7 protein-coding genes are annotated in these 5586 nt (G+C 46.9%); 1 reads left to right on the top strand and 6 read right to left on the bottom strand.

Annotated features, from left to right (window positions below; translation table 11 throughout):
* Positions 1-196, top strand: a 196-nt coding sequence (locus tag ACR2PX_RS04375; RefSeq protein WP_433998146.1) for a hypothetical protein, incomplete at its 5' end; no start/stop codon positions are given.
* A gap of 152 nt (positions 197-348) precedes the next feature.
* Here ACR2PX_RS04375 and ACR2PX_RS04370 read toward each other — a convergent pair.
* The 6 genes from ACR2PX_RS04370 to ACR2PX_RS04345 all read right to left on the bottom strand — a co-directional run bounded on the left by ACR2PX_RS04370 (position 349) and on the right by ACR2PX_RS04345 (position 5324).
* Positions 349-1254, bottom strand: coding sequence for a DUF1501 domain-containing protein (locus ACR2PX_RS04370; RefSeq protein ID WP_433998145.1), 906 nt, complete (start codon positions 1252-1254; stop codon positions 349-351).
* Positions 1223-1747, bottom strand: a complete 525-nt coding sequence (locus tag ACR2PX_RS04365) for a DUF1501 domain-containing protein (RefSeq protein WP_433998144.1) — start codon at positions 1745-1747, stop codon at positions 1223-1225. Before ACR2PX_RS04365 ends, ACR2PX_RS04370 begins: the two co-directional genes overlap by 32 nt.
* Positions 1744-2889 carry a DUF1800 family protein gene (locus ACR2PX_RS04360; protein WP_433998143.1) on the bottom strand — a complete coding sequence of 382 codons (1146 nt, stop codon included), beginning with the start codon at positions 2887-2889 and terminating at the stop codon, positions 1744-1746. The genes ACR2PX_RS04365 and ACR2PX_RS04360 overlap by 4 nt, the downstream gene beginning before the upstream one ends.
* On the bottom strand, positions 2856-3479 hold the full coding sequence (locus tag ACR2PX_RS04355) for a DUF1800 family protein (RefSeq protein WP_433998142.1): 624 nt from the start codon (positions 3477-3479) through the stop codon (positions 2856-2858). The genes ACR2PX_RS04360 and ACR2PX_RS04355 overlap by 34 nt, the downstream gene beginning before the upstream one ends.
* Positions 3480-3756: 277 nt before the next feature.
* Entirely contained in the window at positions 3757-4944 is a 1188-nt protein-coding gene (locus tag ACR2PX_RS04350) for an alpha/beta hydrolase (RefSeq protein WP_433998141.1), read from the bottom strand.
* Positions 4945-5015: 71 nt separating this feature from the next.
* Complete coding sequence (locus ACR2PX_RS04345) at positions 5016-5324, bottom strand: hypothetical protein (RefSeq protein ID WP_433998140.1); 309 nt, start codon at positions 5322-5324, stop codon at positions 5016-5018.
* Positions 5325-5586: the final 262 nt, after the last annotated feature.

Below are 5586 nucleotides of genomic sequence, written 5' to 3'. Positions count from 1 at the left end.
CTGCCAGCCTGCTGCTGTGATGTTGATTGTACCTCGCCAGGCTTGGCACAAGAGTCACAGTAGTAGACTGGTTCCGCAGTCCACAAGAATCTTCCTTCGTCAAACGCTAAAAACTGCAGAATCGAGTGAAACACACAGGGTTGCCAGAATTGAGCCCGTCATTAAACGACGGAAGTTTTGCCTGATGCCCATTTGATCAATCCTGTTCTATTCGTTATTTACTGATCGATTACAGACATCCTAAGTAATAACCGTAAACGCAAAAAGCTTACGGGCATAAAGGCTTTTTTGTTCATAAAGTTCACGGCCGCATCTATTTAAACTGATGCAGCCGCAATCAAGAGAGGATTATAGTTTGACTGCACCCAGAGGCGAGGTATCGCTGGACAGAGAATAGAAGTTTTCAATATTAGGAAACAGCTTGGGTAAATCCTGCTTTTTCAAGCCAAACCACATGGCCAGTTCCGCATAGAGCTGACCCGTAGACGTGCTTGGAATCAGGATGCCATCACTGACTTCCAGTTCACCACCCAAAGCCAGTGATGGATACTCTCCTAGCACTTGCCCACCATGAATGTTCTCACCCATAATCATGGTGTTTCCGCCCCAGCCATGATCCGTACCATTGCCATTAGACGTCAGGCTTCGGCCAAAATCAGAACCCGTAAAGGTAATGACCTGATCAGCAACATTCAGCTCTTCCAGAGCCTGCTGAAACTCAGACATGGCCTGACTGACAATTTTCAGTTTCCGCTCATGATTTTTCAGCAGTTCATCATGGTGATCCCAGCCGATATAACGCAGGAAGAAAGTTTGCTGAGGCATACCCAGACGGTCAGCCGCTTTGATGGTTCTGGCTACCATTTTCAAGTCACGAAAGAGCTTTTTGTCAGAAAACGTTGTTCTGACCCTGATATCTCGGGTGGCTCGACTGAAGGTTTCATGATGCTTCTGGGCCTGGCGAGTGAAAGAAGCATAAGTCTGCTTGAATGGATCTTTATAGGATCGACTCAGAATGCTATCAACGCCGGCTTCCACCAGTTGGTTGAAATACTGCATGGTCATATCAGATGCAGATTCTGAATCCTTGAACACCATGCCCACACTGCCTTTATCGGTAATGGCATAACTGGTCCTATCCAGACCATCCTGCATCACATTACTGCCGGTCATAGAGACATTCATAGGCAACTGGCTGTCAGAAGCTCCGGCCTGTAACTTGTCAGCAAAGGCACCAAACCAACCACGATTCACCCGGACGGGAGGTTTGCCAGTGACGGAACTGATCCGAGTGCGACATTAAACCAACCGGTAATTGAGCGGTACTTTCATTAAATGATTTTTTAGTCACTGGCTCGATCATAGGTCCAATGTTGGCAATAAACGACAACTTTTTGTCATCAAAAAGCTTCTGAACTTCCTGCATGGCACCGTGCAAGCCAAAGTCCTTGTTGTTTTTGTCAGAATACCCTGGCAGTTTCAGTAAGCTTTTTTTCTCCAGTGCCAGATTGCCACTACTACGCTGGTAGTCACGATAATCATCAGAGGAAGTAGGCACCAGCATATTAAAACTATCGTTACCGCCATCCAGCATGATAAAGACCAGAGCCTTGTTACGACTGGTTGACTGTCCCGCCGCCATCACTGAACCACTGACCCCTGAAAATAACAGGCTTGAACCGGCCATCATCAGTCCTGAATTCTTCAAAAAATTCCGTCTTGAATGATTCACCGTTTTCTTTTTCATGCTGACGCCTCCAGAATGGCAAACTGCGGGGAGATAGCAATCATGAACGCTACGGTCTGAACCACATAGGCAGCTTCTCCCGGATACTGGGAAATGGTCTCTTTAATTTCATCTTTCACCTGACATCTGTCGGTACCACAGAGCACGGTACTCATGTGGGCGATCAAATCATCAAATCGCTTCTGTCTGGCCAGCTGAAATTCGTAGCGGAAATCGGGTCTCATTCGGCTTCTGCTATCTGAAAAAAGATTATCTTCATCCAGTTCAGGGACATTCTTACGTGAGCTACTGATCTCGGTGGAAACCACCGGGTAATACTCACCGAAGAACCAGTTGTACATCATGTTGATCCAGGCAACGGAAGTCGCTGAGTTGAGCAACTCAAATTCTGGTGCCACCTGTCCGGATTTTTCTATTGGGCCATGAGGTGTGTAATCGGGTTTGTAAAAATTGAACACCGTTGGCGCAGCCATGGGCAGCTGAGCAGTGGTTTCTTTGATGTCCGTGCCTATCATCCATGGCCTGCGCTCAGGCGTATTGATATCAAAGGCTCTCAGCAGCTGGGTGACCTTGAAGAGAGGCACCTTCAATTTCATGGGCTTAGATGCCTCCGGATGGGTCAGAATCTCCCGGATAGTCGCCTTCATATCGCCTTCTGAACCAAACTTCTCAGCTACAGCTTTCACATATTCCGGGCTGGGGTTAGAGGTGACCAACTGCTGGATCAGTTTATGAGCAATAAAGGGTGCAGCACTGGGGTGAGAAACCAACAGTCGCGAAACCTTCCGAACCTCTCTCTGTCCGTTCTCTCCTCCAGGCAGTTTGATGTGTCCGTTCAGCAGTTCTTTGTTTCCACGGTCATGATACTTTTCATCCACAACCATGGGACGAGCCATATTTACAAAGGGGATCGTCTTGTAAGTTTTACTAACACTGTCGTCGAAATCGATTTGTGTACCGTGAAAGTCAAAGAATGAAGTACGCCACTCAAAGTCGTAACTGGCGGCTTTCAGACCGGTAAAAACCCGCGCCAGCTCTTTGATATCTCGATTATCGTAAGTGGGTATATCCTGTCCTTGCTTATCTTTCTTACGACTGCCATCCCGGTTCAGCTCGAAAAGCCCAATACTGAACAGCTGCATAATCTCTCTGGCGTAGTTTTCATCCTGGCGTAGTTTTCATCAGGGTGAATATGCTTCTCGGGCACCGCTTTACGGTTGTTCATATGAGACAGGTAGAAGCCCATGCAGGGATGAAGAGAAACTTCCGCAAGAATGTCTGCATAGCTGCCAAATGCGTGACGATAGAAAATATCGTAGTAGTTGGCTAAAGCCACCGAATCCAGATCCAGCTGCGAGTTCTGCGAAACCACCAGAACTTCACTCAGGGCCTGAGCTATTCGATGTCTCAACAAGTTGTCACTGTCATAACTGGCAGAAAGAACCCGGTCCCACCAGGCCATCTGGAAGTACCATTCATAAGGAAGCGCTGGATCATTACCGTCGCCATTGATGGCTCGCTCACCATGTGCTTTCTTCAATTTATTACGGAAATATCGCCAGATTTCAGTCGTCTTGAACTCGTACCCTTCCTTGATATCAACCGGTGCCTGAAGCTGTTGATTCAACCACTGCTCTTTACCAAGCGTCTGAACATGTTCAATGGTTTTCCTGTCTGCGCCAAGGGTAGCCTGCATCAGAAAACGTGAAATGTCGTTTTTATTGTCAGCCAAACTCTACATCTCCCTTCGTATCTATCAGGGTTTTCTACCCTTCGCTTCGTGAATCAAAAAAGATTATTTCGATACACTTTTGTCTCGAAATAGATTAAATAGATATCGAGAAAGTGTGTCAACCCACAGAAAATGAATATATGGTTTCAATTTAGTGATCGTTTGAAGAGCTCTTAATAGTCAGCTCTACAAACTGACCATAAGAGCTACAGGGGAAAGTTATTCGACGAAGGGAGCATTTTTGCCGTGTCAGGAGCCACAAAGACTTTTTGAATGTTTATTGTTCTGAGTGCTTCTTAAATATCTGGTTGATTTGTGACATTTGCTCATCAAAGTATGGATTCCAGGTCAGGCGGGCATGGGTTTTTCCCTTCTCCCGGTAACCCCAGGCCGAGTACCAGACTTCTTCAGCAATCGGACAGTTTTTAGCAGCCTTCCCTAACTGTCCATTATTGCACATACGATAACTGCCGTTTTTTCCGTAGTAGGGGTTCCCGGGAACAAACAGCGGTGCCATATGGGAGAAGTTACTGATCCTCAGCTCCGGAATGCGAGCCTCAAGTACTGAAACCCTTGGATCTTCGGATTCAGGGTCATTGCCATACCAGATAAATCGACTGTCCGGATGGGTAAAGCGTGATTCAAACAGCTCCAGAACACCTTCAGAGTTGATCACGCTGTCGTACTCACTCATCACCATAAACACAGGTCGATCAAACGCAGTAGCCTCAAGATCTTTACGCACCCTTTTGCTGGTTCTGTAATATTCTCCAGCACCCTTCACAGCCAGAGAGTCATATCGAACGTAATTCTCTGTCTCATCGATATCCGCCCAGTCTTTAATCTTGGCCAGATAAGGTGCCAGTGACACCATGGCACTTTTGGGCTTAAAACCAGGAGAAAACAACAATAACCCTTTAACATCCTCCTCCTGCTGCAGAGCCAGACTGGTGACCAGATTGGCTCCTGTGGAGAAACCGCCTAGCCAGAGTTCATCCACTTCGCCCTGTAATTGTTTAGCCTGATATTCGACCAACTCCTGCCAGGACTCCATGGTAACGGGGATCAGATCGGCAGGTTTAGAACCATGACCCTGCAGAAGCACCACGCGCACCAGAAAGCCCTGTTTAGCCAAGGCGGGGGCCAGATCTACAAAGGAATACGGAGAGTCACCCAAACCATGCACCAGCAATATGCCTTTTCGCTTTTTACCCTGCTTTAGTGGCTTGATTTCAAACGGGGCATTGGCATCCAGTTCTACTTCAGGGTTGTCCGTGGTAAATGCTCTGTTTTCACGCAACCAGCCCCTGGTGGACTGCACATATTCCTCAAAGCTTTCCTGTTTGAACTCGGGAAAATCTGCTGAAGCTTTGAAGGCCGATGTATCTGGCACTTGTACACAACCCGCCAGAAACATGGATACGGTAGCAGAGATGGCACAATGAATTTTTCTTAGCCCGATCATTTTCTAGTGGTCATCCGGATGACTAATCTCAAAACAGTCACTCTACCTCACAACGGGTTGTTTCAATACTCTCAATAACGGGCAGTGGTTTGAGTGATTTGCAAAGCCTTAAAAAGACCGGTCATCACCAGCAAAGTTTTATAGTTGGATGGGTACATTTTTTCACCGCAACAAGAAGGCGCGGTAGTCGTATTGTCTGTTGCTTCATCGGATTCAGGAATGCTGGAAGAGGACGATTTTCTCCTTAGCGCACCCAATGGATCCTGATCGTTCCCAATCGTGACTTGCGATCTTCTTCTTATCAGTGCTTTTCTTGGCTGTCCTTCAGCCATCCATAGCAGATATAGCTGACCCTGTAGCTCAAACTCAATACCTTGCATGATCCCTCCCCGACTCAACAGAGTAACCCTCCATCTACAGTCGGTACTGAATAAGAGGTCAAGATAACCCATGGCGGATGCCTCTTTCTGACACTCTTTGGGACAGTACCAACTTGTGTGCCATGGGTGCACCTTGCCCTTAAGTCCCGCTTAACTTTGAGGTAATGAGCGAGCAGGCTGTACTTTTGGTAAGAGAGTACAGTTTTCATACACTTTGCAGTCTAATCTACAGCATCAGCTTGTGTTCATAATTGTTCCGCTT

The organism is Endozoicomonas sp. (genome assembly GCF_051008435.1).
GTDB lineage: Bacteria > Pseudomonadota > Gammaproteobacteria > Pseudomonadales > Endozoicomonadaceae > Endozoicomonas_A.
This window is presented reverse-complemented; position numbering and strand designations above follow the sequence as displayed.